Annotated in this window: 28 protein-coding genes and 1 riboswitch; of the genes, 25 read left to right on the top strand and 3 right to left on the bottom strand. The window is 47.8% G+C overall.

Features of this window, described 5'->3' with window-relative positions; translation table 11 throughout:
- Positions 1 to 141: 141 nt before the first annotated feature.
- Positions 142 to 672: a transposase gene (locus ABEW34_RS02600; RefSeq protein ID WP_430154612.1), complete on the bottom strand. Its 531-nt coding sequence runs from the start codon at positions 670 to 672 to the stop codon at positions 142 to 144.
- 217 nt (positions 673 to 889) lie between these two features.
- Between ABEW34_RS02600 and ABEW34_RS02605 the strand changes: the two genes are divergently transcribed.
- The 10 genes from ABEW34_RS02605 to rsmI all read left to right on the top strand — a co-directional run bounded on the left by ABEW34_RS02605 (position 890) and on the right by rsmI (position 8,444).
- Positions 890 to 1,081 (top strand): sigma factor G inhibitor Gin, encoded by a 192-nt coding sequence (locus ABEW34_RS02605; RefSeq protein ID WP_081418785.1) that lies wholly within the window; start codon positions 890 to 892, stop codon positions 1,079 to 1,081.
- A gap of 187 nt (positions 1,082 to 1,268) precedes the next feature.
- Positions 1,269 to 2,798 carry an aminotransferase class I/II-fold pyridoxal phosphate-dependent enzyme gene (locus tag ABEW34_RS02610; RefSeq protein WP_430154614.1) on the top strand — a complete coding sequence of 510 codons (1,530 nt, stop codon included), beginning with the start codon at positions 1,269 to 1,271 and terminating at the stop codon, positions 2,796 to 2,798.
- A gap of 108 nt (positions 2,799 to 2,906) precedes the next feature.
- Positions 2,907 to 3,533, top strand: coding sequence for a dTMP kinase (tmk, locus tag ABEW34_RS02615; protein ID WP_430154616.1), 627 nt, complete (start codon positions 2,907 to 2,909; stop codon positions 3,531 to 3,533).
- A 67-nt stretch (positions 3,534 to 3,600) separates the two neighbouring features.
- Positions 3,601 to 3,930, top strand: coding sequence for a cyclic-di-AMP receptor (locus ABEW34_RS02620; protein ID WP_430154618.1), 330 nt, complete (start codon positions 3,601 to 3,603; stop codon positions 3,928 to 3,930).
- A 16-nt stretch (positions 3,931 to 3,946) separates the two neighbouring features.
- Positions 3,947 to 4,390, top strand: coding sequence for a YaaR family protein (locus ABEW34_RS02625; RefSeq protein ID WP_046234499.1), 444 nt, complete (start codon positions 3,947 to 3,949; stop codon positions 4,388 to 4,390).
- Between the two features lie 39 nt (positions 4,391 to 4,429).
- On the top strand, positions 4,430 to 5,407 hold the full coding sequence (gene holB, locus ABEW34_RS02630; RefSeq protein WP_430154620.1) for a DNA polymerase III subunit delta': 978 nt from the start codon (positions 4,430 to 4,432) through the stop codon (positions 5,405 to 5,407).
- Positions 5,408 to 5,411: 4 nt separating this feature from the next.
- On the top strand, positions 5,412 to 6,215 hold the full coding sequence (locus tag ABEW34_RS02635) for a PSP1 domain-containing protein (RefSeq protein ID WP_430154622.1): 804 nt from the start codon (positions 5,412 to 5,414) through the stop codon (positions 6,213 to 6,215).
- A 94-nt stretch (positions 6,216 to 6,309) separates the two neighbouring features.
- Positions 6,310 to 6,756, top strand: a complete 447-nt coding sequence (locus tag ABEW34_RS02640; RefSeq protein ID WP_430154624.1) for an initiation-control protein YabA — start codon at positions 6,310 to 6,312, stop codon at positions 6,754 to 6,756.
- A gap of 121 nt (positions 6,757 to 6,877) precedes the next feature.
- Positions 6,878 to 7,534, top strand: a complete 657-nt coding sequence (locus tag ABEW34_RS02645) for a tRNA1(Val) (adenine(37)-N6)-methyltransferase (RefSeq protein ID WP_430154766.1) — start codon at positions 6,878 to 6,880, stop codon at positions 7,532 to 7,534.
- A gap of 31 nt (positions 7,535 to 7,565) precedes the next feature.
- Positions 7,566 to 8,444: a 16S rRNA (cytidine(1402)-2'-O)-methyltransferase gene (rsmI, locus tag ABEW34_RS02650; RefSeq protein WP_430154626.1), complete on the top strand. Its 879-nt coding sequence runs from the start codon at positions 7,566 to 7,568 to the stop codon at positions 8,442 to 8,444.
- 119 nt (positions 8,445 to 8,563) lie between these two features.
- Here rsmI and ABEW34_RS02655 read toward each other — a convergent pair whose 3' ends face one another.
- The gene (locus ABEW34_RS02655) at positions 8,564 to 8,818 is read right to left on the bottom strand and encodes an AbrB/MazE/SpoVT family DNA-binding domain-containing protein (protein WP_012772023.1); all 255 of its coding nucleotides are present in this window, start codon (positions 8,816 to 8,818) and stop codon (positions 8,564 to 8,566) included.
- Between the two features lie 280 nt (positions 8,819 to 9,098).
- Here ABEW34_RS02655 and ABEW34_RS02660 point away from each other — a divergent pair, with 280 nt between their 5' ends.
- The 14 genes from ABEW34_RS02660 to ABEW34_RS02725 all read left to right on the top strand — a co-directional run bounded on the left by ABEW34_RS02660 (position 9,099) and on the right by ABEW34_RS02725 (position 21,985).
- On the top strand, positions 9,099 to 10,394 hold the full coding sequence (locus tag ABEW34_RS02660) for an HD domain-containing protein (RefSeq protein WP_430154628.1): 1,296 nt from the start codon (positions 9,099 to 9,101) through the stop codon (positions 10,392 to 10,394).
- 121 nt (positions 10,395 to 10,515) lie between these two features.
- Positions 10,516 to 11,289, top strand: a complete 774-nt coding sequence (locus ABEW34_RS02665) for a TatD family hydrolase (protein ID WP_430154629.1) — start codon at positions 10,516 to 10,518, stop codon at positions 11,287 to 11,289.
- 184 nt (positions 11,290 to 11,473) lie between these two features.
- Positions 11,474 to 11,681, top strand: a riboswitch (cyclic di-AMP (ydaO/yuaA leader).
- A gap of 245 nt (positions 11,682 to 11,926) precedes the next feature.
- Positions 11,927 to 13,072, top strand: a complete 1,146-nt coding sequence (locus ABEW34_RS02670) for a ubiquitin-like domain-containing protein (RefSeq protein WP_430154631.1) — start codon at positions 11,927 to 11,929, stop codon at positions 13,070 to 13,072.
- Positions 13,073 to 13,292: 220 nt separating this feature from the next.
- Positions 13,293 to 13,841 (top strand): ribonuclease M5, encoded by a 549-nt coding sequence (gene rnmV / locus ABEW34_RS02675; protein ID WP_430154633.1) that lies wholly within the window; start codon positions 13,293 to 13,295, stop codon positions 13,839 to 13,841.
- A 10-nt stretch (positions 13,842 to 13,851) separates the two neighbouring features.
- Complete coding sequence (gene rsmA / locus ABEW34_RS02680) at positions 13,852 to 14,766, top strand: 16S rRNA (adenine(1518)-N(6)/adenine(1519)-N(6))-dimethyltransferase RsmA (protein WP_430154635.1); 915 nt, start codon at positions 13,852 to 13,854, stop codon at positions 14,764 to 14,766.
- Between the two features lie 103 nt (positions 14,767 to 14,869).
- Positions 14,870 to 15,760, top strand: coding sequence for a sporulation peptidase YabG (gene yabG / locus ABEW34_RS02685; protein ID WP_430154637.1), 891 nt, complete (start codon positions 14,870 to 14,872; stop codon positions 15,758 to 15,760).
- 203 nt (positions 15,761 to 15,963) lie between these two features.
- Entirely contained in the window at positions 15,964 to 16,233 is a 270-nt protein-coding gene (veg, locus tag ABEW34_RS02690; protein ID WP_056034935.1) for a biofilm formation stimulator Veg, read from the top strand.
- 174 nt (positions 16,234 to 16,407) lie between these two features.
- Positions 16,408 to 16,596, top strand: coding sequence for a small, acid-soluble spore protein, alpha/beta type (locus tag ABEW34_RS02695; protein WP_430154639.1), 189 nt, complete (start codon positions 16,408 to 16,410; stop codon positions 16,594 to 16,596).
- Between the two features lie 145 nt (positions 16,597 to 16,741).
- Positions 16,742 to 17,596: a 4-(cytidine 5'-diphospho)-2-C-methyl-D-erythritol kinase gene (gene ispE, locus ABEW34_RS02700; protein WP_430154641.1), complete on the top strand. Its 855-nt coding sequence runs from the start codon at positions 16,742 to 16,744 to the stop codon at positions 17,594 to 17,596.
- Positions 17,597 to 17,679: 83 nt separating this feature from the next.
- Positions 17,680 to 18,510 (top strand): pur operon repressor, encoded by an 831-nt coding sequence (purR, locus tag ABEW34_RS02705; RefSeq protein WP_430154643.1) that lies wholly within the window; start codon positions 17,680 to 17,682, stop codon positions 18,508 to 18,510.
- Between the two features lie 35 nt (positions 18,511 to 18,545).
- The gene (locus ABEW34_RS02710; protein ID WP_430154768.1) at positions 18,546 to 18,944 is read left to right on the top strand and encodes a RidA family protein; all 399 of its coding nucleotides are present in this window, start codon (positions 18,546 to 18,548) and stop codon (positions 18,942 to 18,944) included.
- Positions 18,945 to 19,073: 129 nt separating this feature from the next.
- Positions 19,074 to 19,361, top strand: a complete 288-nt coding sequence (gene spoVG / locus ABEW34_RS02715; protein ID WP_020620824.1) for a septation regulator SpoVG — start codon at positions 19,074 to 19,076, stop codon at positions 19,359 to 19,361.
- A gap of 326 nt (positions 19,362 to 19,687) precedes the next feature.
- Positions 19,688 to 21,088: a bifunctional UDP-N-acetylglucosamine diphosphorylase/glucosamine-1-phosphate N-acetyltransferase GlmU gene (glmU, locus tag ABEW34_RS02720; protein WP_430154645.1), complete on the top strand. Its 1,401-nt coding sequence runs from the start codon at positions 19,688 to 19,690 to the stop codon at positions 21,086 to 21,088.
- 249 nt (positions 21,089 to 21,337) lie between these two features.
- Complete coding sequence (locus tag ABEW34_RS02725; protein WP_430154647.1) at positions 21,338 to 21,985, top strand: 50S ribosomal protein L25; 648 nt, start codon at positions 21,338 to 21,340, stop codon at positions 21,983 to 21,985.
- A gap of 234 nt (positions 21,986 to 22,219) precedes the next feature.
- On the opposite strand, the gene ABEW34_RS02730 is transcribed toward ABEW34_RS02725, so the two are convergent.
- Complete coding sequence (locus tag ABEW34_RS02730) at positions 22,220 to 22,759, bottom strand: GbsR/MarR family transcriptional regulator (protein ID WP_430154649.1); 540 nt, start codon at positions 22,757 to 22,759, stop codon at positions 22,220 to 22,222.
- Between the two features lie 285 nt (positions 22,760 to 23,044).
- Between ABEW34_RS02730 and ABEW34_RS02735 the strand changes: the two genes are divergently transcribed.
- Positions 23,045 to 23,869 carry a carbohydrate ABC transporter permease gene (locus ABEW34_RS02735; RefSeq protein ID WP_430154770.1) on the top strand — a complete coding sequence of 275 codons (825 nt, stop codon included), beginning with the start codon at positions 23,045 to 23,047 and terminating at the stop codon, positions 23,867 to 23,869.
- Positions 23,870 to 23,883 lie beyond the last annotated feature (14 nt).

Genomic DNA, 23,883 nt, shown 5'->3' on the forward strand with positions numbered 1-23,883 from the left:
GGCAGGTTTTTTGTTTCGTTATTAATTTATAATCATTGATTTAAAGGTTAAATATGCATTTAAAGAAGCTGTTCCTCCACTAATGACTGAGGAGCAGCTTCTTTTTCATAATCATAAATAATTGTTGTATAGGATAGCCAGTTAACGATGGTAATACGAAGCTTCGTATTTTCCGAGGCGGAGAATGCCTTCTTTTTTTTGTTTGCGAAAAGCGATGGACAAAAGGAGGCGCGGAACGATGAGCCATAAATGCCAACAGATGATGCTGATCATAAGTGATTCCGAAATCCAAGGATATAAGATGCCTGTGCCGCAAAGGCCTAACCAGAACAACTGGCGGTGTACACGGCGGAAAAGCTGAAGCTTAATATCGTTTGCAGGCTTAAAGCCGAACCAAGGTGGTGTAATACCCCATACCCAGCGGCGATCAGCTGCTTCTTCTACTCGGATAAAGGTTAGCAGCAATATAATCAGGTGAATGACTTGAATGACAGCAAAGCCAAACAACCAGCTGAAAAGTCCAGCTCTTCCATACATAAGAAGCTGAAAAGCGACGAATATAACCGCAATAAGGATATGGCTTTGGACTAGCTCAGGCCTAATGATTTTACGTTTAACGAGCTGGTATTGATAAATCGTTGCAGCTTGCTGCTCAGATAATGATTGACGCATCTTTCTAACATCCCTTCCATAACGTTCAAGCCTATCCTATATATATCGGTTAATTAGAGCTTTCCCGCGATAGCATACGGCTAATTTTGTATTCACCATCTGGGCTCTGGCGGCATACGATATATAAATATTTGAAATGGGCTATGAAACAAGTTTAAAAAGCTAGAATATATGCCATAATAGTAGCTATAGAGTTAGGTTGAAAGGCGGGATTCAAATGCTTGAAAATCATCAGCTTCATTGTATTATATGCGGTGAGCATAAAGCAGAAGGTGAAGGAATTCGCATCGTTACCGAATTTATATGCCAATCATGCGAAATAGAAATGGTGCAAACTGACGTTAAAGATGCTAAATATCCATTCTTTATCCATCAGATGAAGCAAATCTTCATTGAAAAAAACGCTTGAGCGAACTCTACCTAAGAATTCGCTCTTTTTTTCTTAAAATATAGGCATTTATAAGTTTCACCCTTATAATGGGCATATATTTCACCCTCGAAACGGTAGCTTTGTCGCCAGAGGACGGGACTGCCGTTTATGCTCGTTCATATCCATTAAAATAGATTTAAGCTTATAGCGAAAGGGACGGCTATCTTTGATACAACATGTACATGCTCCATTATATGAAATGCTGCTTAAACATGCAGAATCGCAGCCGGTTAGTTTCCACGTGCCGGGGCACCGCTACGGCAAAGCATTTAGACTTGGTAAGCCTCAGCAGGAAGGTGAGGGGCAGGAGCCCGTTTTTATAAAAGAAATGAAAGAGACTTTTGCAGCAATTATGAAGCTGGATGTGACAGAACTGTCCGCTACGGATGATTTGCATCATCCAGAGGGAGCCATTGCCGAAGCTCAAAGCTTGGCAGCACGCTGCTTTGGTGTGGAAGAAAGCTTTTTTCTCGTGGGAGGGAGCACCTCTGGAAATCTAGCTATGCTGCTGGCTGTATGTGAGCCTGGGGATTATATTCTTGTACAGCGCAACGTGCATAAGTCAGTCATTAATGGCTTGAAGCTGGCGGGTGCCAGGGCGGTATTTATAATGCCGCAAATCGATGAACCAACAGGAATTGCGACGCAGCCTTCCCTAGCACAGGTGAAGATGACGATGGACTTATACCCGCAGGCGAAGGCTGTATTTCTCAATAATCCGAATTACTATGGGATGAGTGTGAACCTCCAGCCGTATGCTGAAGCGATTCATCAGTGCGGCATGCTGCTGCTTGTTGATGAAGCACACGGCGCCCATTATGGCTTGCATCCCAAGCTGCCTGTCTCAGCGATAGCGGCTGGAGCAGATGCCGTCGTACAGTCTACTCATAAAACACTCACTGCGCTTACAATGGGAGCGATGCTTCATGTGCAGGGTGCGTTGCTTAACCGAACCGCCATTAGAGAAGCTTTAGCTACGATTCAAAGCTCTAGTCCGTCTTTTCCAATTATGGCCTCGCTCGATATTTCCCGTGCAATGATAGAGGCGGCAGGCGCAGACTGGTTTGATGATGCACTAGCTGTTGCTGCATATTTGCGTAAAGGAATAGAAGAGTGCTGTGCGGCAATTGAGATATTGAAGCAAAGCGATGATAGGCTATCGGTAATGCCCGCTTACAATCAATTAGATCCATTGCGAGTTGTATTATGTGATCGAACGGGGGCATTAAGCGGTTTTGAAATATTGAAGCTGCTGGAACAGCAGGGCTGCTGGGCAGAAATGGCGGATATGCGCCATGTCGTGCTTTTGCTGGGGATTGGCATTCAATTTGAGGATGCAGATCGTCTCATTCAAGCTTGTCAGGCAGTAGAGATGATTATCGCATCTAAAGGACGGGTAATAACTGAACAACCGCTTGCAAGAGCTGGGAGCCTATTGTTCTTACCAGAATCGGTAGAACCAATTGCCTTTTCGCGAGTGAGTAAAGGAACTGTGGTAAGAGTGAAGCTGAAAGATGCGATAAATTGCAGGGCGGCAGAGATGGTCGTCCCATATCCACCGGGCATTCCTATTGTATATCCGGGTGAACTGCTTACTGCGGAAATGCTGGGCTATATTAAAGAGCTTGCAAGCAGTGGAGCGAAGTTCCAAGGTGCGGAAGATCCAGCCATGCAATCCATTGCAATCGTGGAATAAATATGATTAAGCGGCAAAAGCTCGTATACAAGGGAAAGTCGCTTTGTTAAAATGGAAGTAAGCATTACGCTGAAAAATTCAGTTTCATAGATTAGGAGTTACAAACCGTTGAATAAGGGTATTTTCATTACAATAGAAGGCGGCGAAGGGGCGGGGAAAACTACACTGATTGAGCAGCTTGCGCATAAGATGCAGCAGCAGGGCAAAGCAGTGTTGACCACTCGTGAGCCGGGAGGCATTCCTATCGCGGAGAAGATCCGATCGGTCATACTGGATCGGAATCATACTGCAATGGATGCTAGGACAGAAGCACTCTTGTATGCGGCTTCAAGGCGACAGCATCTTGTAGAGAAGGTCATGCCGGCACTTACAGCAGGCAAGCTTGTTATTTGCGATCGTTTCGTAGACAGCAGCCTAGCCTATCAGGGACATGCGCGCGGACTTGGCATGGAAGAGGTATGGTCGATTAATCAGTTTGCGATTGAAGGGGCGATGCCGCAGCTCACAATTTATATGGATGTGACGCCAGAGGTAGGTCTTGCCCGTATTGGACAATCGGATGAGCGTGAGATTAATCGGCTTGATTTGGAGGAAATCGCTTTTCATGAGCGAGTAAGGGAAGGTTATTTTATATTGCTGGAGAAGTTTCCTGACCGAATAGTCCGAGTTGATGCAAATCAGGAGCAGGGTATGGTGCTGAAAGATGTTTTGGCCGCAATAGAGAGCCGGATCTAGCGTTTTTTGAAATAAGGCAGGGTTGAAAAGATTACGTTAACGATAACGAATAATGGGAGGAATCAGGATGAAATTAGTCATTGCGATTATTCAGGATAAGGATAGCAACCGCTTGTCGAATTCGCTTGTGACAGAAGGATTTCGAGCAACGAAGCTGGCAAGTACAGGCGGTTTCCTGCGGGCTGGCAATACAACGTTTATGATTGGTATTGAAGACGAGCGAGTACATGAAGTGCTTCAAGTGATTAAAACCAACTGCAAAGTGCGCGATCAATTAGTTACGCCTGTATCGCCAATCGGCGGCTCAACGGATTCTTATATTCCTTTCCCAGTAGAAGTACAAGTTGGTGGTGCTGCCGTATTCGTCGTTCCGGTAGAACGCTTTGAACATTTCTGATTGGACGTGATAACGGATGAAAATTGATCCAGGGTTTCGTCCGCTTGGGGCGAATCGCGCCAGTAACGACCTAGCTTCCAAGCAGCCGCAGATGAAGAGCTTCGGCGATGTTATGGTTCAGCAGGAAGCACAGCGGACACAGGAGCAATTGCAGCAGAAGCTGCAGGACATTCATAGGCAGGGTGACCATTTATCCAGAGTAATGACGGTGCGGGAATTAAAGCTTTACCGCCAGATGGTTAAGAAGTTTCTGGAGGACACCGTTAGGCGCGGCATCGGGCTTAAAGAGCTTAGAGGGTTTGATCGCCGAGGCCGTACGAAGCGCTATAAGCTGCTTGACGAGATTGATGCAGAGCTCGTTAATATGGCAGAGGAGCTGCTGGAGACCGAAGAAGGGCGTATTGAATTGCTAGCCCGGATCGGTGAAGTGCGTGGCATGCTGATTAATTTATTGTTTTAGATTGGAAAGGTTACGATCGAGGAAGGAATTTTTGAGCTTATGAGCATGGAGCAGCTAACCGGTCAATGGAAAGCGAAGCGTATTTTACAGCATGCGCTGCAAAGCGGTAAAGTATCGCATGCTTATTTATTTTATGGACCGAAGGGCAGTGGCAGAATGGCGATGGCGGAAGCTTTCGCTAAAGCTTTATTCTGTACGAGCGGTGGCGATGATGCCTGCGGCCACTGCCTGGAGTGCCGTAAGTTTGATAATAACAATCAGCAGGATATGATTCGGATTGCTCCGGAAGGGCAGTCGATCAAGATTGATCAAATTCGCGAGCTGCAGCGGGAGCTTGGGCTGCGGGGCAGCGGGGCGAAACGCAAAGTATACATGATTGAGCGAGTAGAAACAATGACACTTCAAGCGGCGAACAGCCTACTAAAATTTTTGGAGGAGCCGCTATCCCCTGTTGTAGCGATATTGATAACCGATAATGGACAAGCTGTGCTGCCGACCATTCGCTCGCGCACACAGTGGGTGCCGTTCCTCCCGATGTCTTCCGCCGAGATGCTTCAAACGTTAACAAATGAAGGACTGCCCTCCATTCTTGCTCGCGCAGCCGTACAGCTGAGCTCGGGATTGGACGGTGCTAGGGAAATCATCCAGCAGAATCAGTTTGCAGAAATCCGAAACGTAGTGATACAATTAGGGAAGGACAGTCTGACCCGATTCACCGCGGCAATGATTACCGTCCAGCAGCAGTTCATTAAGAAGGATATTGGTGAAGATCCGCAGCTGCTGTTATCTCTTTTTGTATTATGGTTTAAGGACATGATTAAATTTCAGGCCGGAAGGCAAGAAGATATTGTATATATAGATCAGTTGGAATGGATAGGCAAGCATGCATTCAGCCGGCCAGTGGAAGGCTGGGTCACTTGCATGGAGCATACACTCGAAGCAAGCAAGCGTATTCGGTCGAATGTATCTGCTCAACTCGCTTTAGAGCAATTAATGGTAAACTTACAGGAGGGCTAAATCCTTGTATAATGTCGTGGGTGTCCGCTTTAAGAAGGCGGGTAAGATTTATTACTTTGATCCAGCCCTGCATCCCGTTGACAAGGACCAGCATGTCATTGTTGAGACGGCCAGGGGGATCGAGTATGGCAAAGTAGTGGTTGGACAGAAGCAAGTCGGTGAATCGGATGTTGTCCTTCCGTTAAAGCGTGTTATACGAATTGCCAGCGACGTGGATGCGAAGGTTGTAGAAGAGAATCGTTCTGCTGCTCAAGCTGCATTCTCAACCTGTTCAGACAAAATAAAAGACCATCAGCTGAAAATGAAGCTGGTTGACGTCGAATTCACGTTCGACCGCAACAAGATCATTTTTTATTTTACAGCTGAAGGTCGGGTAGATTTTCGCGAGCTTGTGAAGGACTTGGCAAGCGTGTTCCGTACTCGGATTGAGCTTCGGCAAATCGGGGTTCGTGACGAGGCGAAGATGCTTGGCGGAATCGGACCATGTGGACGGATATTATGCTGCTCCTCATGGCTGGGCGATTTTGAGCCGGTATCAATCAAGATGGCGAAGGACCAGAATTTGTCGCTCAATCCGACTAAGATTTCTGGTTTATGCGGCCGTTTGATGTGCTGCTTGAAATTCGAGCATGACAATTATGAAAGCTCGAGAGAAGAGCTTCCAGCGATTGGCAAGATCGTTATCACTTCACTTGGTGAAGGCAAGGTAACGGGAATCAATGTTGGTTCCAAAACCGTGTACGTGCACTTGTTTGAAGTTTCGGGGAAACCGAAGGAACTTCCGTTAGACGATGTCATTTTGAAATGACAGCAATAAGAACAATTCATAGCATGTCCAAACGACCAAGCGCAATGCTTACAGCTAAGGTGCAAGACGATGCTTGAAGCTCTGGGGTGGGAACTTGGAGAAAAAAGAGATTTTTGTTCAAATGGATCAGCTTGATACCCAAATGGGCGAGTTTCATCGTCAAGTTGGGGATCTGAAGCTGCGAGTGAAGGAACTGCTTGAAGAGAATAAGCGGTTAAGCATGGAAAACCATCAGCTGCGCAAAATTTTGAAGCGGGAAACGGTTCCGCCTCAAGTGGAGGAGCCTTTGCCTGTGAAGACAGCAGGGGCTTCAAAATCAACTGCCAGCAAGACGATGGGGACAAGCACAAAGGTAGAGCAGCAGACAGAAACAGCCGATCTGTTCACCTCCGCCGAAGATGCAGCTGCATATTCAGTAGGAGAAGGGCATGATAATTTGGCCAGACTTTACCATGAAGGCTTCCATATTTGCAATGTCTATTATGGGCATTTGCGGACAGAAGGAGATTGTCTCTTCTGCTTATCCTTCTTAAATAAATAATGCAATCGGTCAACACTATGCCGTCCTTGCTAAGAGGACGGTATCTTTATGTCAAGGGAGCAGTGGGAAAGTCGTGGAAGATCAAATCAAGCTGGAAGCCAATGAACGTTTGGACGATTTAATGATGGACACCGGACTGCGAATTATCCAGAGCAGGGAAGTTTTCAGCTTTTCGACGGATGCGGTGCTGCTTTCCAACTTCGCAAGCATCCCGAAAAAAGGGAAGGTCATTGACCTTTGTACAGGGAATGGTGTCATACCGCTGCTATTGACAGGGCGGACGAAAGCACAAATTGATGCAGTGGAGATTCAGCCAAGACTTGCGGATATGGCAAGGCGGAGTGTAAAGCTGAATGGGCTGGAGCAGCAAATTAATATTGTGGAAGCAGATTTGCGACATTTTGCAGCGAATAAAGCGATTTATGGAACGTATGATGCGGTTACGGTCAACCCGCCTTATATGTCGGCTGAAGCAGGCGACTCTAATGAAAATGAGCATTATGCGATTGCCAGGCACGAGGTCCACGGTACCTTGCAGGATATTGTTGAGGCATGCTCAAGACTGGTGCGCCCAGCTGGGAAAGTCGCCATGGTGCACCGCCCATCACGTTTTGTAGAAATAATTGAGACGATGCGCAAGTATAAGCTGGAGCCAAAGCGGGTACAGTTCATTCATCCGAATAAAAATGGCGAAGCCAATATGGTGCTTATTGAGGCTATGCGAGATGGCAGACCAGAGCTAAGGCTGCTGCCGCCGATTATGGTATATGATACTTAGCTTAGTGGGATGCTAGAAGGAGGGTTCAACAATGTTTGTGCAAAAAAGCTTTAGCGGGCCGCAGCAAAATGGTGCCGGAACGTTATATTTAGTCGGAACGCCAATCGGCAACTTAGAGGACATGACCTTTCGCGCGATTCGTACGTTGAAAGAAGTGGAACTTATAGCTGCCGAGGATACGAGACAAACGCGTAAGCTTCTTTCCCATTTTGAAATTGCGACACGGCTTGTCAGTTATCATGAACATAATAAGCAAGCGAGTGGCAGCGAGCTTATTCGATTGCTGCAAGAGGGTCAATCGATTGCCCTTGTAAGTGATGCAGGGCTGCCTGCTATATCCGATCCAGGTGCAGATTTGGTTGCCGAGGCGGTGGAGCAGGGTATTTTTGTCGTTCCGATTCCGGGTGCAAATGCGGCATTGTCGGCTTTAATTGTATCAGGCCTGCCAACGGAGCGTTTTATGTTCGCCGGATTTCCGCCACGAGACAAAAAGTCGCTTGCGAAATGGCTGCTTCAGCTCCAAGCACAGGAAGGCACCTTGATGCTGTATGAGTCGCCGCATCGCTTGCGGAAGACGCTGGATGCCATACTGGAGCATCTTGGAGACCGTCGTATCGCGATGGTGCGGGAACTGACGAAACGTTTTGAAGAAATGGCGCGTGGTACAGTAACGGAATGTATCGCTTGGGTTGAGGAAAATCCGCCATTGGGAGAGTATTGCCTTATAATAGAAGGAAGCAGCTCAGATGAGAATACGGGGGAGCTTGCTGCTGCTTGGTGGGCGGAGCTGAGCATGGAAGAGCATGTGCAGCATTACGAAGCTGAGCTTGGACGTAAGGATGCTATAAAAAAGGCAGCTACGGATCGTGGTCTATCAAAGCGTGATGTTTATAATGAAGTAAACCGCTAGAAAAACAAAAAATAGAGAAAAAAAGACCTTCCTGGCCGGGTTCTAGCGCAGGAAGGCAATAAGGAGTATTAAAAGGTTAGAATTAACTAGTTGAATAAGGTTATTATAACCTATTTTTTTTATTTTGTCACAGGTGAAGGCATTTCTGATAGGCAAATGTGACAAACAATTTTTCCTTTGAAGTAAGATACGTTCTCAGCGTTACCACAGAAGATACAAGCTGGCTCGTATTTCTTCAACATAATGCGCTCGCCGTCTACATAAATCTCTAGTGCATCTTTCTCTCCGATACCAAGCGTACGGCGAAGCTCGATTGGAATAACAACGCGACCTAATTCATCAACCTTACGGACAATACCTGTGGACTTCATCATAATAATTTGTTTCCCCTCTCATCAAAAAGTGTATTCGTCACTTTTCGACATAGTTTCTCTTTTTATGTCTACTATAATACCAACGTTTCCCATAATAGTCAACTGAAATTATTGAAGAAAATTGCAGCTACTAAGGGAGTTTGACTATATAGTAAGGTCATATTACTCTTACTATAGAATACAACAGCTTCGACATTTTGGAAACTGTTTTGCGACATTCTTCGACATATTTTTTACTTTTTTATGTCGAACCAGAGAACAAAAGGAGTTGATTTGTTGAATGAACCGACAGCTATCGGAAGAAAAAGTTTTTAAGGACCCTGTTCATAAATATATTTATGTTCAGGATCAGACGATATGGGATCTAATCAATACGAAGGAGTTTCAAAGATTACGGCGTATTCGGCAGCTCGGAACGTCTTATCTTACTTTTCATGGCGCTGAGCATAGCCGATTCTCCCATTCCCTTGGCGTGTATGAAATCACTAGAAAGATCATTTCCCAATTCGAACGCAATGGTTTTCCCGGCTGGCCACAGGAGGAGCGGCTATTGGCGCTTTGCGCTGCACTGCTGCATGACGTTGGTCATGGGCCATTTTCCCATTCGCTGGAACAAGTATTTGATACGCATCACGAGCAGTGGACCTGCAGCATTTTGCTTGAGGACACCGAGGTCAATCGTATACTACGAAATGTAGCAGACGACTTTCCTGAACATGTCACTGCTGTTATTAATAAGACATATCCGAATCCAATTGTTAGCGGCTTGATTTCCAGTCAGCTTGATGCGGACCGAATGGACTATTTATTGAGGGATGCTTATTTCACAGGGGTCAATTATGGCAACTTTGATCTGGAGCGTATTCTGCGTGTACTCCGTCCTATTAATGGAAGGATTGTAGTTAAGGAAAGTGGCATGCACGCCGTGGAGCATTATTTGATGTCCCGCTATCAAATGTATTGGCAAGTTTATTTCCATCCGGTGACGAGAAGCTCGGAAATCATCCTCAGACAAATATTTCGCAGAGCGAAGGAGCTTTATGAGGGTGGCTACACTTTTGGTTGGATGCCGGAGCCGCTGAAACGGCTGCTTGACGGGACAATTGCGGTTAAACAATATTTGAAGCTGGATGAGGCTTACTTGCAGACAGCCTTTATAGAATGGAGCGATGAAGGCGATGAACTGCTGGCGGAGCTATGCGATCGTTTTTTGACGCGTCGTCTCTATAAATACATCATGTTGGATAAACCGGATATTGGCCTCTTTAATGAAGTAAGACAACAATTTGCAGCAATCGGATTGAATCCGGATTACCATATGGAAATTGATTTTCCATTTGATCAACCATATGATGTGTATCAGCCTGATACGAAAAAAGGCGGAAAAGAAGAAAAGACGCCGATTTTGTTAATGGACGGCTACGAGGCTGTCAGTGAAATTTCCACGAAATCCGACATCATTCGTTCCATTACCGGACTTCATCAGGGCCAGTCCCATTTGTATTATCCGGAAGAGAAGCTGCGCGCTGCCGCTGATCAATTAAGCGATAAAGTACGAATGTTATTTAAAATATAGGAAAGTATATGATTTTGCCATCCTTTCTCTATATTTCTCGGACTGAAACGCGCCGCGCCGCCAAAGGACGGCTTTTGACCATTTCACCTTAAACTATAATATAGAAGGAGTTTGCTGAGCTATGATTTCTTTATTCGACACACACACGCATTTAGACTCCCCGCATTTTGACGAAGACCGCGAAGCCGTTATCGAAAGAGCGCGTGCGGCAGGGGTGGATTTAATGGTTAATATTGGTTTCAATAGGGAGACGATTCCAACAACACTTGCACTGGCAGAAAAATATGATTTTATATATGCAGCAGTTGGCTGGCACCCCGTTGACAGTATCGACATGCTGCCGGAGGATCTGGGGTGGATTGAAGAGCTTTGCTCTCATCCTAAAGTGGTAGCTATTGGGGAAATCGGACTAGATTACCACTGGGATACGTCCCCTAAAGACGTCCAGCACCGCGTATTTCGCGAGCAAATTCGCTTAGCCAAGAAGTTGAGAAAACCAATTATTATTCATAATCGGGATGCTCATGAGGATGTTGTCAAGCTGCTGAAGGAGGAAAATGCTTCTGAGGTCGGGGGCGTTATGCATTGTTTTTCCGGCAGTCCAGAAACGGCTCAAAAATGCCTCGATATGAACTTCTATATATCGTTCGGGGGACCGCTTACATTCAAAAATGCAAGGGTGCCAAAAGAGGTGCTTTCGATGGTTCCGAGTGACCGAATTTTGATCGAAACGGATGCCCCATATTTGACCCCGCATCCATTCCGTGGGAAACGAAATGAGACGTCTTATGTGTCGCTCGTTGCGGAAGCGGCAGCAGAAATATTAGGAAAATCGGTAGCCGAAATCGCCAATTTGACGACCGAAAACGGTAAAAAATGTTTCGGAATTGAGTAAAAACAGCTATAAAAGCGAGAATAAGTGACCTTTCCGGCGATAAAACTAATTTTTCATGCTGAAATAGACTCTCTTTTCCGTAAATATCCTAAAATTTCGCTTAAATCGGTTTTTATCTGATCTTTACAATTAGGCTCCGATGAAGGTATGATTCATTTCAGAGCTTTAAATTTTTGTATTGGATTTCCAGTTTGCGCTTAATCTTCGAACTTTGGAGAGCGGGGGAACCAGGCACGATGCTGTGAGGAAATTGCGGATCACATTGCACGCGCACTTGAAATTCTTCTAGGGGTGAATTTGGCGGGGATTGCCATGAGCATTCTTCCGACGATAGGGCAGCTCTCTTGCCCGAACCCGACAGCTAACCTCGTAAGCGTTTATAGAGAGTGATCAACCTCGTGCATCCACCATTCCTGAATAGTCTATTTTGACGTTCCCGGGAAGCCACGATACAGATCCTCTGTCGACGGGCTTTCTTTTTATTTTTGAATATTGGGTAAATCGTCGTCATAGGGTAAATCTAGGAGGTTGCAGAGGAAATATACTGGAGCGTGCTAGAAGCACGCCAATATACTATAGTCGCGTCAATGGTATCATGCGTAATTCGACGGCGGGGCTATGAAGGAGGACCGATGAAGTGGGCATTATTCAAGCAAGTGAGACCCATGGGAAACGATCATCCAGCATGTCTTTCGCATTGCGATGGAAGCGTGAAAACTTGCGTTTGATTCTTTTGAGTACTACGATCTCAATCGCTATGACTTTCATGTTTTTGGTGTTGTTGTACGGATCGGCTGACAAAAGCGTATCCGTAGTAGTGAATGGACAAGAAACTGTTGTTTCAACGAAACAATGGGTCCTGCAACGCCTACTGGATGAACAAGCTATTACAATTGGCCCGCATGACGAGGTATCTGTACCTCTGAATACGGCAGTAAAGGATGGGGACCGCTTTGAAATTAAGCATGCGGTACCGCTTCTTGTAAAAGCTGATGGCAAAACATCAACGGTGTACACGACAGAGAAAACCGTGCAGGCAGCGATAATGAAATTAAATATTCCTGTTGAAGATGATGATAAAGTATTACCTTCGCTTGGCTCGGGCGTCAGCGCAGATATGACTGTAACGGTCATTCGCGTCGATACGAAGCTAGGCAAGTCGTCCAGCACAACACCGTTCACCATTGTGAAGAAGGAAGATCCGAACCTGGAAGTAGGCAAGGAGAAGGTTGTGCAGACGGGCAAAGAAGGCGTCGTAACGATCAAAATTGAGAAGCAGTTCGAAGATGGCGTGCTTGTCTCCAAGAAAGTGGTAGACAAGGTAGTCGAATCGGCTGCGGTTAATCAGGTCGTTGCAGTCGGTACGAAAAAGCCGGAGCCTAAAGTTACTGTGCTGTCGACAGCGACAACCAGCAACAATGTAACGGTAGACGGCACAACGCTCACATCCAAAAAAGTGCTCAGCAACGTCACGCTGACGGCCTATTCAGCTGGCTTAGCTTCAACGGGCAAAAGTGAAGGCCACCCGGACTACGGAATTACGGCCTCTGGCGCTAAAGTATCGGAAGGACGGACAATTGCCGTTGACCCGGATATCATTCCACTCGGTTGGTGGGTGTATATCGAGGGCATTGGTTTCCGCCGTGCTGAAGATACCGGAAGTGCGATCAAGGGCAATAAGATCGATGTTTATTTTGACAGTGAAAAGCAAGCAAATAAATTTGGTAAGAAAAAAGGATTTACCGTTTATGTGATTGGTCCTAACAAGCCATCGCTTAGCTAATTGGTGGCAGTTCTTTATGGATTGTGCTCTAGTTTATCGCAATCATAAGCTAAATATGACAGGATGCGGAAGAGGCCTTGCCTCTTCTTTTTGTTTGCATCAGATTCGCTTGAATGGTTAATTGGGGTTATAATAAAACAGACGCAAATGAGCGGGTTGTTGTTGCAGCCATCGCCCATTTTTTGAAGATAAGTTCCCCTTTGTGAAAGGATTGTTCGATGTGATCAAGGAAATGATTGTAGTAGAAGGCAAAGAGGATACGGCAGCGATTAAGCGGGCCGTTGAAGCCGATACGATTGAGACGAATGGATCGGCCATTGGCGAGGATGTGCTGCGGCGCATTGCGCTGGCACAGGAGCGCCGTGGCGTTATTATATTCACAGATCCGGACCATGCAGGAGAGCGTATTCGTAAAATTGTCGCTCAGCGCGTGCCGGGCTGCAAGCATGCTTTTTTACCGCAGGAGCTGGCCTCCTATAAAGGGGATATCGGCATTGAAAATGCGGCTCCTGATGCAATCAGGCAGGCGCTCTCGGAGCTGCGGACAGAAACGGCTGAAAGCGTGGGGGCCATTACTTGGGATGATTTGATGGCGGCTGGCTTAATCGTACATGAGGAAGCGGCGAAGCGGCGGCTGGTTATGGGCAAGCTGCTGGGTATCGGCTACGCGAACGGGAAGCAGTTCTACAAGCGCTGCACAAGCTTCTGCATTACGCGCGAAGAGTTTGAGAAGGCGCTGCAAGCCATGGAACAACAGGAACAGGGGTGACCGAAGGCCTATGATGGAGCAACAAAGCTTGAATAAAGGCGCAGTTAAGGCTGCAGAGGTAGCCACGCCTAAACGGACGAAGGAAATTATTGCGAAGTACGGATTCTCCTTTAAGAAGAGCTTGGGACAAAACTTTCTCATCGACCAAAATATTTTAAACAATATTGTCAGCGCAGCTGAGCTTGACGAGACAAAAGGCGCGCTTGAGATCGGCCCTGGTATCGGAGCATTGACACAGCGCCTTGCTGCAGTTGCGGGAACGGTAACGGCTGTTGAAATCGACAATCGGCTCATTCCGATATTGCATGATATTTTTGAAGGCGAAGAGAAGGTGGGCATTGTGCATGGCGATGTGCTCAAGCTAGACCTAAAGCAGTTGTTCGAAGAGCGTTTTAGCGGGGTAACGGGGGTTAGCGTCGTGGCAAACCTGCCATATTACGTAACGACCCCGATTCTGATGAAGCTTCTGGAGGAGCGCCTGCCGCTGGAAAATATCGTCGTCATGATTCAGAAGGAAGTCGCACAGAGGATGGCAGCAAAGCCAGGCGGCAAGGAATATGGCAGCCTGAGCGTGGCTGTGCAATATTATTGCGAGCCAAAGCTCGTCTGCACCGTTCCGCATACCGTGTTTATTCCACAGCCGAATGTGGATTCAGCTGTCATTAAGCTTGCGCTGCGGGACAAGCCGGCTGTTGATGTGCCCGACGAGGCGCATTTCTTCCGCGTCGTGCAGGCCAGCTTCGCACAGCGCCGCAAGACGCTTTACAACAATTTGACGGCGCTTGTGGGCAAAGAACAACGGGAGGCCCTTACAACGCTGCTGCAGGGGCTTGCGATCGATCCTGCGCGGCGGGGTGAAACATTGTCGCTGGAGGAATTCGCCAAGATCAGCCGTGCATTTTTGGAAGTGGGCTGGAAAGGCTAAATAAAGATGGGCGCTGCTGGGCAATGGCCTCGGGGCGCCCGTTTGTTTTTTGCGCACACTACGTGCCTTACGCCCATAGGATAGACGAAGAGGTGATTTACCTATGGAGCAAGGGGAGCTGGTCGTCCGCAAATCGTATGGCGGTGACGTGCTATTCCGCGTAGAAGCTGTTCGAACGCATCATGCCCTGTTGAAAGGCACGGATTACCGATTGCTTGCGGATGCACCGATTCCTGATTTATCGGTTGTTCGCGATCCAAAAAAAGAAAAAGCTACGCAGCTGGTTCGAGTGAAAGTAAACGACTCGCTCAGCCGCATACGTCAGCAGCATGAGCAAATGGCCGTTCAGGTGAAGGCGGATATACGGCATGCGATGCCACAAAGCCAGCCTTTCTTCGAGGTGCCCGGCAAAGTGCTGCATTTGGACGGTGACGGCAATTATTTGCGTAAAAGCATGCAGCTGTACCAGACGATGAACGTACCGGCGCATGGCGTGCATGCGCATGAGTCACAGATGGCTGATTTGCTTTACCGGCTGCTGCCTCAAGTGAAGCCGGACATTGTGGTCATTACGGGACATGACGGTGTGCTGAAAACAAGGCTGGAAGCCGATCTGCACAGCCTAAGCAGCTATAAAAACTCGCAGAGCTTCTATAATGCAGTCCGCGTAGCACGGGAGTATGAGAAGAACCGCGACGGCCTTGTCGTCATTGCGGGAGCGTGCCAGTCTCATTTTGAAGCGCTGCTGCAAGCCGGCTCGAACTTCGCAAGCTCGCCCGGGAGAATTTTGATTCATGCGTTAGACCCGGTATACATTGCAATCAAAGCAAGCTATACGTCTATACGCGATACCATTAATCTGGCAGATGTCATTCATGGCACGATCAGCGGTATTGATGGCGTAGGCGGCATTGAGACGTTGGGAAGGTATCGCATTGGCTTGCCAAAGCCTAAAATTAAGGCAGTCGAGTCATCCTTGCAAAGCATTTCTTAACAGATGGCCGAGTGCAGTTGAGACTCGCAACCGTTCTCGGCTCCATTGATTTTATAATTTTTCGATAAATTATTCATGGAATGATAAAAATGGATGAAAACACCGTTGACAATTAAATAAGTTGACTGATATAATATTTTGCTTTGTTTGACAACCCCTCTCCATTTTGTTATAATGGACAAGGAAAGAGGTGGTAGTGGACAATGGCAAAAAATGCCCTACTGGATATAAAACGCAATTTGGAAGCTCATGTGGGCTCCAAGATTCGTCTGCGAGCAAATGGCGGTCGTCGTAAGACCGTTGAGCGCACCGGTGTGTTGGAAGAAACCTACCCTTCTGTTTTCATTGTTAAACTGGATCAGGAATCGCAGTCATTCAAGCGTGTTTCCTACAGTTATGCGGATATACTGACGGAGTCGGTGGAAGTGACCGTATGCAATGATGAAGGTCAAGTCCGAATTACCCAGACATAACATCAGATCTATAGATGCCGACAGGCTATACTAAACGCGGAGACGACAGTTCTTCGCGTTTTTTTTCATTTTCTAAGCTGGAAGCGTTCGGTGGGCGCTCATGCGTATAGGGCTGCTGGGTTGTCGCATACTAAGGGGGCATAACCAATTCAGCAGCAAGGGAGGATCTCACGCATGAGCCGCAGAAAACGCAGTGTAATGTCCGAGGAGCTAAAGTATGAGCTGGCGAAGGATCTAGGTTTTTATGATACGGTGCAAAAGGAAGGCTGGGGCGGCATTCGCGCCAAAGACGCTGGCAATATGGTCAAGCGGGCGATCCAAATGGCCGAACAAGCCGCAGCGAATGGAATCAATCGGCCTTAACCAGACCATCTGCGATGCGAGGCAAAATCAGCAATAATCGGCTAAGAGTCGCCGCTCTTTACATAAGCGGTAGTACTCTTAGCTTTTCTTCTGCCCGTTTGCTATAATATTGGATAAGTTAATGATAGGAACGGGAGAGCTTAGGATGAAAATTTATGAAAAAGCTCCGGCTAAAATCAATTTATTGCTCGATGTGCTTCGCAAGCGTGAAGACGGCTTCCACGAGGTAGAGATGATTATGACGATGGTAGACCTTGCAGACCGCCTTGAAATGCAGGAGCTGCCGCGCGACACGATTATTATTTCGAGCCAGGCCGGCTACATACCTTTAGATGAGAAAAACCTGGCATTTCAGGCGGCACGTCTTATTAAAGACCGCTATGATGTGCGTAAAGGTGTATATATTCATTTGGACAAAAAGATTCCGGTCGCCGCTGGCCTTGCCGGCGGCAGCAGCGACGCGGCAGCAGCCCTTAGAGGGCTGAACAGGCTGTGGGAGCTGAACATTCCCGAGGAGGAGCTGTGTACGCTCGGAGCGGAGCTGGGCTCTGATGTTCCGTTCTGCGTCACAGGTGGTACTGCCATCGCTACCGGACGCGGCGAACGCCTGGAGCCGATTGAAAGCCCGCCGCAATGCTGGGTCGTCCTTGCGAAGCCGCCAATCAATGTTTCTACCGCAGATGTGTATGGCAAGTTTCGGGTAGCGGGCATTGGCCAGCATCCGTCTGCCGCTGACATGGTGTCAGCGATTCAGCGCGCCTCCTTCGCCGATGTGTGCGGAGGACTAGGCAATGTGCTGGAATCGGTAACGCTTGATCTATACCCGGAGGTGCGCCAGCTCAAGGAGAGCATGATTCGTCTTGGAGCGGATGGCGTGTTAATGTCAGGCAGTGGACCCACAGTATTCGGGCTCGTTTCCAAAGAAGGGAAGCTCCCGCGCATATATAATGGACTGCGTGGCTTTTGCAAGGAAGTTTACGTGGTAAGAATGCTAACATAAAAGTGACGTTTCCCTTGATTAAATCCGTATAAAAATGTTATATTAACATTATAATATTCGGATTTTAGCAGGGGGAGAATTCCTTGAAAAAGTTAAAACGCAGCGCAAGACTGGTAGAGATGACGCAATACCTGCTAAGTCGCCCACATACGTTAATCTCGCTAACAGCTTTTGCGGACCGTTATCAGTCAGCCAAATCATCCATTAGCGAGGATCTGGCGATCATTAAAGAAGTATTTGAGGAAGAGGGCATTGGCGAGCTGAATACCCTTGCGGGCGCCGCAGGCGGCGTAAAGTTCGCACCGAAGATGCATGCCTCGGATGCACGGGGCATTATGAATAATATTTGCCGTCAGCTGGAGCAGCCTGAACGGGTGCTCCCCGGCGGTTATTTGTATATGACGGATATGCTTGGCCAGCCTGAGCTGCTAGCCGATATTGGCCGCATGTTCGCGACCGCTTTTGCAGCAAGGAAGATTGATGTCATTATGACGGTAGAAACGAAGGGCATACCGCTCGCTTATGCAACAGCTGCCTGCCTGAACCTGCCCGTCGTTATCGTACGCCGGGATAATAAGGTGACGGAGGGCTCTGCGGTCAGCATCAATTACGTCTCTGGCTCGAATAAGCGCATTCAGACGATGTCGCTTGCAAGGCGCGCACTTAAAGAGCAGTCCCGTGTGCTTATTATTGATGACTTCATGAAAGCAGGCGGCACCATTCAAGGGATGATGGATCTGCTCTTTGAATTCAAAGCGACCGTTGCTGGCGTTGGCGTCTTTGTAGAATCGGGCGAGGTGGAGCTCGAAGAACGTTTATTAGAAGATTATGTGTCGTTAGCCAAGCTGACGGCCGTGGATTTGAAGACCAAACAGACGACAGTCATTCCGGGTAATTATTTTCGCACGGAATAATAACGATTATATCTAAAGAAGGGTTGGAATAAATGATGTCACAGCATTTAGAGCCGAAGGTTATTGCAACAGATAAGGCGCCTGCCGCTATCGGACCTTATTCGCAAGCGATTCAGCTTGGAGGACTTCTTTTTACATCCGGACAAATTCCGCTTAACGCAGCTGGCGAGCTTGTGACGGGCGATATTACGGTGCAGGCGAACCAAGTATTCCGCAACCTGGAGGCTGTGCTTGCCGAAGCGGGAGCAACCCTGCAAAATGTAGTGAAGGCAACCGTCTTTATGAAGGACATGAACCAGTTTGCGGCGATGAATGAAGTGTATGCTTCTTACTTTGGCGACCACAAACCAGCACGTTCGGCAGTAGAGGTGGCAAGGCTTCCGAAGGATGTGCTTGTCGAAATTGAAGTGATTGCAGCGATTCCTGTCGAATAGAGTCAGATAAAATTCAAATAGAAAATTTTTTTAAAAATATGCATGTTTTTTCCAAAATAGGAGAAGGAATTGGCACGAAAATGTGGAATATTACACCAAGTCCCAGATAGGCAAAGGTGGTGAACACAAGTGCAAATTACTGATGTAAGACTCCGCCGTGTCAATTCGGAAGGTCGCATGAAGGCTATTGCTTCCATCACGATTGACAACGAATTCGTCGTTCACGATATCCGTGTAATCGACGGAAACAATGGAATGTTTGTTGCAATGCCGAGCAAGCGTACCCCCGATGGAGAATTCCGAGATATCGCTCATCCGATTTCTTCGACCACTCGGGAGAAAATTCAAGCTGCCGTACTCGCTGAGTACGAGCGCGCTGCAACGGAAGAAGAAGTGGCCATTGAAGAGGGTGCTTAATAGCAGCTTCGTTAGAGGGCAAAAATCAGTATCTGCATGAGGGGATAAGGGGGCCAAGGGGGCTCCCTTTTCTTTTTGCCCAAGATGGGATATATTCTTGTAGATAGATCGATGCGGCAGACCGTATATAATAGGACAACAAAGATTTAGAGCCTGGTAGAGAAAAGCCGCTTTCATGTAAAATATAAGAATTTATAAGTTTCATCCTTATATCTGCTTAGAATTCTAAGGCAAAGCTCTTCGCTCGTCCTAGAAGGACGACGAAGTCGTTTTTGCTTGAGAAGGCGCTTGTGCTTACTGGACTTTTAACTTGGGAGGAATAGCAATTGAAAGTAATGGCGATTGTGCTTGCAGCAGGTCAAGGCAAGCGGATGAAATCCAAACGATATAAAGTGCTTCACCATGTATGCGGCAAGCCGATGGTAGGCCATGTGCTGGATACGGTGAAACAGGCGGCTAGCGAGCGGACGGTTGTCATCGTCGGACATGGCGCTGAGACGGTTAAAGCTTATTTGGGCGAGCAGGCGGAATATGTGCTGCAGGAGCAGCAGCTCGGTACGGGCCATGCGGTACGCCAAGCTGAGGCGCTGATTGGCGCGGAAGATGGCAAAACGATCGTTATTTGCGGCGATACGCCGCTTGTACGTTCAGAGACGATCCAGGCGATGCTGGCTTTGCAGCAGTCGAGCGGAGCGGCGGCAACGGTGCTGACGGCTTCTTTCGCTGATCCGACTGGCTACGGGCGGATTATTCGCGGCGAGAGCGGCGAGGTTGAGAGAATCGTTGAGCAGAAGGATTGCACGCCAGAGGAAGCAGCGACGAAGGAGATCAACACGGGTACGTATGTGTTCGATAACCGCAAGCTGTTCGAGGCGCTTGCCAAGGTAACAAGCAATAATGCCCAAGGCGAGTTTTATTTGACCGATGTCATTGGCATTTTCCGCCAAGCAGGCGAGTCCGTTCAAGGCTATTGCACGGAGGACACGGCGGAAGCAATCGGCATTAATGACCGTGTAGCGCTTGCTGAAGCGGAAGGCTTGATGCGGGCACGCATTAACCGCAAGCATTTAATTGAAGGCGTTACGATTATGGATACAGCTTCGACTTATATTGAAGCAGATGTGCAAATTGGTGCTGACACGGTGATTTACCCAGGCACAGTGCTGCGCGGTTCTACGGTTATTGGCGAGGATTGCATCATTGGGCCAAATGCGGATATTCAGGATTCAGTCATCGGAGACGGCGTTACCGTTAAATATTCGGTTATCGCCGAATCTGAAGTCGGCAATAAAAGCTCGGTTGGGCCATACGCGAATTTGCGTCCCGGCTCCAAGCTGGGCGAAGACTGCAAAATCGGCGATTTTGTCGAGCTGAAAAATGCTTCGCTTGGTGACGGCAGCAAGGTATCGCATTTGAGCTATGTGGGCGATGCAGTAGTTGGGAAAGACGTGAACATCGGCTGTGGCGCGATAACGGTCAATTACGACGGCTTCAATAAGTCGGTAACAGAAATCGGTGATGGCGCGTTTGTCGGCAGCAACGTTAATTTGATTGCTCCTGTGAAGATTGGCGACGGTGCTTTTGTCGTTGCAGGCTCGACGATTACAAAGGATGTGCCAGCAGGCGATTTGGCGGTTGCTCGTGCCCGTCAGGAGAATAAGGAAGGCTATGCCGAGAAGATTCGTACTCGTGCGAAGGCGAAGAAGGAAAAGAGCAAGAAGGGCTGATTTTCCCATCCTCCCTCTACATTTCTCGGTATGAAACGCGCTGCACAGACAAAGGACGGCGATAGCCGTTTCACCTTGGGAAGCAGGGGTGGCATTCTAGACATTCTATTCGCGGATTGTATATCACCGCGATACGAATGCTGCCTCTAAAACGGCGCTAAAAAAAGGAAGCGCCGTTTAGGTTTGTTTATTTTTTGGCTCATTAGGGTAAAGCTATATGGAATATCACTTTTCTAGGAGGTTTCCATGATGTCTAACTCGATGATTGCCGAAACAAGAACTGCTCTTACAAACGGTGAGCTGCGCTCCTTGAGACAGCAGGGCAAAGTGCCTGCCGTGGTATATGGCAAACAGCTGGCCCAATCCACATCTGTTTTGCTTGAAGAGAAAGAATTGCTGGCTTTGCTCCGTTCGCATCCAAAGGCCGTACTGGAACTGAATATTCCATCCCATGGCAAAAAGCCGGTTATGATAACGGACGTACAGCGTGATCCGGTATCGCGCCAAGTGCTGCATGTGGATTTTCATCAAATTAACATGAATGAAGAAGTGAAGACGCAGGTTCGTATCGACTTTCTTGGTGAAGCGAACGGGGTGAAGGAAGGCGGCATTTTGCAGGTGATGCTCCATGAGCTTGAGGTGCAATGCCTGCCAGGCAGCATTCCAGATTCCATTGAGCTGAATGTGGCGGATATGGAGATGGGCAGCAACCTGCTTGTCAGCGATATCGGGGTGCCGAGCGGTGTAGAAGTGAAGTCTGATCCCGAGCAGGTCGTAGTGACCGTGCTGGCTCCTCAGAAGGAAATTTCCGAAGAGGAAGCAGAGAAATCGGCAGCCGAGACGTTCGCTCACGAGATACGCTCTGAGGATGCGAAAGAGGTTGGCAGCAGCTCGTAGCTTGCAGGCTCGTATCTCATAGGAAAAGCGTGACCGGCAGCTTCTGCTGGGTCATTATATAGGTGTCAACGAAACGCTGCTAAGCGTTTCCATATGATAAAAGCAGCGGCTCCATGCATTTGCAGGGGGCCGCTTTTTGTGTGTCTGTTAAGGCAATTGCCTGCCGTCAAACGTCAATGCAATGGATGGCGGCCTCTTGAAGCTAACCTTCTAATAGTGCGATGTAGTGCATGCTCAGGTACCTTTTTCGAAAAAGGCTCCCGCCTTGAGCTGGTCCACGAATTGCTGGAGCCAAGCGTAATAGTGCACGGCATGCCGCAGCTTCTGCAAATCCTCCAGGCAGCGCATACGCTCCTCCTCGCTCGTCTTCATGTCCAGAATCAGTTCGCTGAGCAGCGGGATAGTCGATTCGGCCGCCTCTGTCATGACATCCACTTCGTGTTGAAGCTTTGAGGTGAAAAAGTTTTGGAACGTTTTGAAGAAATCGGTCTCCGCCTGATACAGATCCTGCCGCTCCCGCTTCTCTGGCAGCTTCATAATCATTTGCGATGACATTAACGAGCGCACGGCATAGCTCATGTTGCTTTTGCTCATATTCATATGCGCCTTCATCTCATCGAGCGTCATCGGCTTATCCTCAAAAAACATAATGCCATATAATTGTCCGAACGAATAGTTCGCCCCGTATAAATTCATCGTTTGCGCGATTGCGTCAATCATCGTTTGGCGCAAGGCCAGCCGCTGCGTCTCCTGCTCCTCCGTATGGTCTGGCATAACCATCCTCCATTTCTCCCGTCTGCCTCATGTCCATATTATAGCGAACTCTTAAAAATCCAGCTTTATATTTATATCTTTACAAGAAATTAAGCTGGTGATGACGATGCGTTAATAGTTCTGCGACATAATGAGTATACAATAAAATTTGAATTCATAGATTTTTATTTCGGAAAAACAGCTAAATTGATCATTAATTAAATTTTTATTGAATGGAGAGTTTGGGTGTTGAAACGGACAGGATGGTTGAACGAGTTAAAAGCAGTGCTGTTTACGCTGCCGGCAATGATTCCGATTATGGTCTTCTGGCTGGCGCCGCTGGTGTATGTCTTCTATTTGAGCTTTATGGAATGGGACTTTATGAGTCCGGATAAGCTGTTCGTCGGCTTGGACAATTATGTATATTTGCTGCAAAATCCTGCCTTCTACCAGTCACTAAGGGTAACGCTTCTATTTTGTCTCGGCAGTGTGCTGCCGATTATGGCAGGCGGGCTTGGGCTGGCGCTGCTGCTTGGGCGCTCGCTTAAGGGCTCCGCTCTGTATCGAACGCTCGTATTTGCGCCCTGGGTAACGCCAACAGTAGCCGTTTCAATCGTTTGGTCATGGATATTAGAGCCTAAGGTGGGGCTTGGCAATACGATTCTAGGGGCGATTGGACTTCCGGCCATTGGCTGGCTGCAAGACCCCAAATGGGCATTGGTCGGGGTGCTGCTGGTGGGCATCTGGAAATCGGTCGGATGGGCGATGATCTTCTACATTGTAGCGCTGCGAAGCGTGCCGACGGATATGCTGGAGGCGGCAGGGCTCGATGGAGCAGGCGCGATTCAAAAGTTTATGCACGTAACGCTGCCTCTTATCTCGCCAACGACATTCTTCCTGTTCGTAGTACAGACGATTGATGCGCTGCAAGCTTACGATTCTATTAATGTATTGACGCAAGGCGGTCCTTCGGGCTCTACGCGTACGCTGCTTTATCTGTATTACCAATCGGCCTTCGAATCGTTCCAGGTTGGCGAAGCATCATCGATTTCCATCGTTATGATTGCCATTTGCGTTCTGTTGTCCGTTCTGTCCTTTACGGTCAGCCGCAAAATGGTGCATTACAACTAGCTAATAGGGAGGAA

Source organism: Paenibacillus algorifonticola (assembly GCF_050481745.1).
In the GTDB taxonomy this organism is placed as follows: domain Bacteria; phylum Bacillota; class Bacilli; order Paenibacillales; family Paenibacillaceae; genus Pristimantibacillus; species Pristimantibacillus algorifonticola_A.

Coding starts and splice junctions, on each gene's coding strand:
- ABEW34_RS02710 (WP_430154768.1), top strand. CDS start 18,546: ATGTCACAGCATTTAGAGCCGAAGGTTATTGCAACAGATAAGGCGCCT.
- ABEW34_RS02605 (WP_081418785.1), top strand. CDS start 890: ATGCTTGAAAATCATCAGCTTCATTGTATTATATGCGGTGAGCATAAA.
- ABEW34_RS02725 (WP_430154647.1), top strand. CDS start 21,338: ATGTCTAACTCGATGATTGCCGAAACAAGAACTGCTCTTACAAACGGT.
- ABEW34_RS02645 (WP_430154766.1), top strand. CDS start 6,878: ATGATGGACACCGGACTGCGAATTATCCAGAGCAGGGAAGTTTTCAGC.
- yabG (WP_430154637.1), top strand. CDS start 14,870: ATGGAGCAAGGGGAGCTGGTCGTCCGCAAATCGTATGGCGGTGACGTG.
- ABEW34_RS02695 (WP_430154639.1), top strand. CDS start 16,408: ATGAGCCGCAGAAAACGCAGTGTAATGTCCGAGGAGCTAAAGTATGAG.
- ABEW34_RS02665 (WP_430154629.1), top strand. CDS start 10,516: ATGATTTCTTTATTCGACACACACACGCATTTAGACTCCCCGCATTTT.
- ABEW34_RS02600 (WP_430154612.1), bottom strand. CDS start 672: ATGCGTCAATCATTATCTGAGCAGCAAGCTGCAACGATTTATCAATAC.
- ABEW34_RS02660 (WP_430154628.1), top strand. CDS start 9,099: ATGAACCGACAGCTATCGGAAGAAAAAGTTTTTAAGGACCCTGTTCAT.
- ABEW34_RS02730 (WP_430154649.1), bottom strand. CDS start 22,759: ATGCCAGACCATACGGAGGAGCAGGAGACGCAGCGGCTGGCCTTGCGC.
- veg (WP_056034935.1), top strand. CDS start 15,964: ATGGCAAAAAATGCCCTACTGGATATAAAACGCAATTTGGAAGCTCAT.
- holB (WP_430154620.1), top strand. CDS start 4,430: ATGAGCATGGAGCAGCTAACCGGTCAATGGAAAGCGAAGCGTATTTTA.
- ABEW34_RS02655 (WP_012772023.1), bottom strand. CDS start 8,818: ATGATGAAGTCCACAGGTATTGTCCGTAAGGTTGATGAATTAGGTCGC.
- ABEW34_RS02625 (WP_046234499.1), top strand. CDS start 3,947: ATGAAAATTGATCCAGGGTTTCGTCCGCTTGGGGCGAATCGCGCCAGT.
- rsmA (WP_430154635.1), top strand. CDS start 13,852: ATGATGGAGCAACAAAGCTTGAATAAAGGCGCAGTTAAGGCTGCAGAG.
- rsmI (WP_430154626.1), top strand. CDS start 7,566: ATGTTTGTGCAAAAAAGCTTTAGCGGGCCGCAGCAAAATGGTGCCGGA.
- ABEW34_RS02735 (WP_430154770.1), top strand. CDS start 23,045: ATGATTCCGATTATGGTCTTCTGGCTGGCGCCGCTGGTGTATGTCTTC.
- ABEW34_RS02620 (WP_430154618.1), top strand. CDS start 3,601: ATGAAATTAGTCATTGCGATTATTCAGGATAAGGATAGCAACCGCTTG.
- ispE (WP_430154641.1), top strand. CDS start 16,742: ATGAAAATTTATGAAAAAGCTCCGGCTAAAATCAATTTATTGCTCGAT.